Consider the following 3,231-nt stretch of genomic DNA (forward strand, 5'->3'; position numbering starts at 1 on the left):
GACCTCCTGGCCGCGCTCGGTGTAGGTGCGTCCAGCGCACGCGCCGAAGTCAGCCACACGACCGGCGCTCACTTCGTCGCTCCGTCAGTAACGCCCGCGATGAGTGTCAGTGACGGTGGCGGGCCCGTCGAGCCGTAGGGCGCGATCGCAGCATGCGGCAACACCACCCGACAGCCACCATCACCGCAGGACCAGCCTGGCCCGATGTCGTTGTCGGGCGGGTCAAGGAAGAACTCGACGGCCACGCCGGTGAGCTCGGACAGCGCCACCAGTTGCTCCCATGTCGGGACGGCCTGCCCTGCCTCCCACTGGTCCACTGCAGGCTCGGCCGCAAGGCAGGCGGCGTCTACCTCCGGCCCTTCGTGACCGCCCGCGTCGAGCGCGATGGTGATGCGGTTCGGGTAGACGGTGCACTCCCCATCCCGGTAGCGTCGCTCGACGTCCGCTAGGTGGCGGGCGCGCCGCTGGTTGCCGACATCCTCGTAGAGCAGGGCTCGCCTGCGGTCAGCCACGCGCTTGCGGACTTCGGCCCGGCGGGCGCTCACGACGTCACCGGCTCAGGTGGGAGCGGCTGACGGGCGGCTTCAATCGCGGCCTGGGACGCCTTCGGGACGTCCCGGAACGTCGCTGTCAGCGCCCGCCGGTCCATCGCCCGGTCCCCGGAGGCGGTCCGGCACCGGCCGTCCCGGAGCGCCTCGAGGTAGGCAGCGACGTCGTCAGGGTCGGCGTCCGGCGGCATCTCGACCGCCCGGGCGACCCGGTCGGCACGGATGCGCTTTACGCCAGCACGGATGTCGGACGGGCTCAGCCAGCTGCTCAACGACTGCCTGACGTGCGCCCGGACGACCGCCCGGCAGTCCTCGAAGGGCATGTCGTCGAGGGCGTCGTGCCAGACCTCGACGTCGATGTCACCGACGGTTCGGCGGTCGTTCGCGGCGACCATCGCAAGGAGCGCGGACGTCTCGGGGATGTTCATGTCTCGTCCTGGCAGGCGCTGAGCATGCACAGGCTGTCGCCGTCGAAGCGATTGCCGCAGCCGCAGATGCCTTGTGCCAGATGACACTCGTACGGGCAGGAGTCGCCGTGTCCGAGCCGGTCCGACGGGTCACATCCGCAGTGACCGCATCCCCACAGATCTCTGGTTTCCCTGCTGTTCATGCGCCCTCCTGGGCTGCGTGTCGGGCGGCGACGCGTGCGCCGGCTTCGAGTGCTGCGGTGGCTGCGGCCTCGCTGGCGGATGGTCGGCGGATCGGGGTAACGGTCCGTTCGCCGTGGATACGGCGGGCCTCGGCTCCGAGGTCGGCGAAGCCGTTGGCGGCGAGACGTTGGGCGGCAGCGATGAGCAGTGCAGGCGGTGCTCCGTCGGCGAGGAGCGTGGCGGCGTCCTTCGCGATCCGGCCCTTGGCGCGGTTGTCGAGCGGACCGGCAGTGGCGCGGACAGCATCGACGTAGGCCGCGACGATGGTGCCGGCGTCCGGCGGTCGGTCGAGCGGGACGAGCGCCGCCGTAGGCGGAACCCCACTCCCATTCCCCTCCACTACTACTCCCCTCCCCTCCGGGGGTGAGTAGGTCACTGAGTCGTTCACTGAGTAGGTCACTGAGTCGTAAGCGTGGGCCGCGACGATCGAGGAGTCGTTCACTGAGTCGCTCACTGAACGACTCAGTGCGTCTTCCATGCGCTGTGCGGTTGGAGTCCGTGCAAACTCCTCGACCGACCGGTCGCCCCGTGCCTTGTTGCATCCCGTGTGGCTGAGCCGGATGTTGCTCGGGTAGTCGGACCCTCCCTGGATGCGCGGAACGAGGTGGTCGAGCGAAGGCCAGAGCCTGCGGTCGTTAGGCTCGGTGCAGCAGTCCTGTCCGCAGAGGTGGCACACCCCGTGGTCGCGACGGATGTACGCCTGGAGAACGTCCCCGTTTTGGATAGACGGAGGCGGGAGCTTGCTCGGCTGCGGCCGATTGGGTTTCTGGTGCTTGGCGAACTGCACAACCCATGCGAGCGACTGGCGAGCCTTGCCGCCGGTGTAAGGGCGGATGAGCTGGGCATCGGTCAGTTCCCCCATCAGTGCCGTGATGGCACCGACGTCAAGGTCGTCGTCGTACATGAAGGCGCTGGCTTTGCAGAACGAGGCGGTCCAACGCAGTAGACCCTCGTCGTCAGCCATGTTCCACGTCGCGACGTAGAGCAGTCGCGCATCGCGGGACAGGAGTCCGATGGCCTCGTCGTCCCAGAACTCCGGCTTCACGGAGCGGATGCGGGCCACTAGGGAGCCTCGTTGTAACGGCGCCGGCGTGGGGCGGGTGTTCTGTCGGTCTGGCGTGGCATCATCATGGGCACACGGCCCCTTCCGGTCTGGTTCGGGAGGTGGTCCAGAGGAGCCCCCGTTACCGCCAAGTCGCGGGGGCTTCTCGTTGCCCAGTATCTCACGGCAGACGGCACTTTCGTCCGAGGCGCGCTCACGCGGCACCGCCGAACAGGTCACCTTGTGCGAGCCGGGTGGCGATGACGTCGCAGTACCGCTCCTCAATCTCGACACCGATGGCGCGGCGGCCGAGTTCGCGGGCTGCCAGAAGGGTCGAACCCGACCCAGCGAAGGGGTCTAGGACTATTCCGGTCGTCATCCCGACTAGGCGATGCATCAACTTCCGGTTCTTTTGCGTTGGGTGTCCGGTCGCCTCGTGACACCCCGTCAGACCTAGCGCGATAACCGCGAACGGAAACACGCGACACGCACGCTCCCGTCCGTCCTGGTTGAACTCGTAGATTGCCTCGTAGTTATCGGGACGGTTGGTGTTGGTCCGGTGCCAAGCGTGCAGGGCCACCAGGGGCAGCGGCACGGGCGGCTGCTGCAACGGGTGCCAGAACACGAGCCAGTGGGGCGCTTGGAACGAAGTGAGGAACTCCTGCGCATCCTCGACCGACTCTGTGAAGTGCCCGGCGTTGTTCGGGTAGGGCGGGTCTGTCACCACCACATCGACGTCAAGAGCCAACGCATCCCGGCAGTCACCGTGATAAAGAGTGATCCCGTCGGCGTCGTAGTAGGGCGTCACAGGGCACGCCCGAACGGCGTTCTGCAGCCGCGACGGTCACCACGGGCGACCGCCCGGCACAGTGCCTGGTCAAGGGCGGCGTAGGTGACGCCGAGACGTCCGGCGGCACCCGCGACGTTGTGCCCGCTGTCGCGCAGCATCTCCCACTCACCGAGCAGCTCGTCCGCAGGCCAGGTCCGGCGC

5 protein-coding genes are annotated in these 3,231 nt (G+C 68.0%); all 5 read right to left on the bottom strand.

Annotated elements, in window-relative coordinates; all coding sequences use genetic code 11:
* Nucleotides 1–68 precede the first annotated feature (68 nt).
* The gene (locus VNJ48_RS01445) at nucleotides 69–545 is read right to left on the bottom strand and encodes a hypothetical protein (RefSeq protein ID WP_325598380.1); all 477 of its coding nucleotides are present in this window, start codon (nucleotides 543–545) and stop codon (nucleotides 69–71) included.
* Nucleotides 542–976 (bottom strand): hypothetical protein, encoded by a 435-nt coding sequence (locus tag VNJ48_RS01450; protein WP_325598382.1) that lies wholly within the window; start codon nucleotides 974–976, stop codon nucleotides 542–544. Before VNJ48_RS01450 ends, VNJ48_RS01445 begins: the two co-directional genes overlap by 4 nt.
* Nucleotides 977–1,154: 178 nt before the next feature.
* The gene (locus tag VNJ48_RS01455) at nucleotides 1,155–2,261 is read right to left on the bottom strand and encodes an HNH endonuclease (protein ID WP_325598384.1); all 1,107 of its coding nucleotides are present in this window, start codon (nucleotides 2,259–2,261) and stop codon (nucleotides 1,155–1,157) included.
* A 193-nt stretch (nucleotides 2,262–2,454) separates the two neighbouring features.
* On the bottom strand, nucleotides 2,455–3,048 hold the full coding sequence (locus VNJ48_RS01460; protein ID WP_325598385.1) for a site-specific DNA-methyltransferase: 594 nt from the start codon (nucleotides 3,046–3,048) through the stop codon (nucleotides 2,455–2,457).
* The coding region (locus VNJ48_RS01465) for a hypothetical protein (RefSeq protein ID WP_325598387.1) at nucleotides 3,045–3,231 on the bottom strand (187 nt) is incomplete at its 5' end. The genes VNJ48_RS01465 and VNJ48_RS01460, both read right to left, overlap by 4 nt.

The sequence above is a fragment of the Nocardioides sp. genome (assembly GCF_035576065.1).
In the GTDB taxonomy this organism is placed as follows: Bacteria; Actinomycetota; Actinomycetes; order Propionibacteriales; family Nocardioidaceae; genus Nocardioides.

Bases quoted from the DNA above. Each gene is read 5' to 3' on its own strand.
- VNJ48_RS01450 (WP_325598382.1), bottom strand. From the start codon at position 976: ATGAACATCCCCGAGACGTCCGCGCTCCTTGCGATGGTCGCCGCGAAC.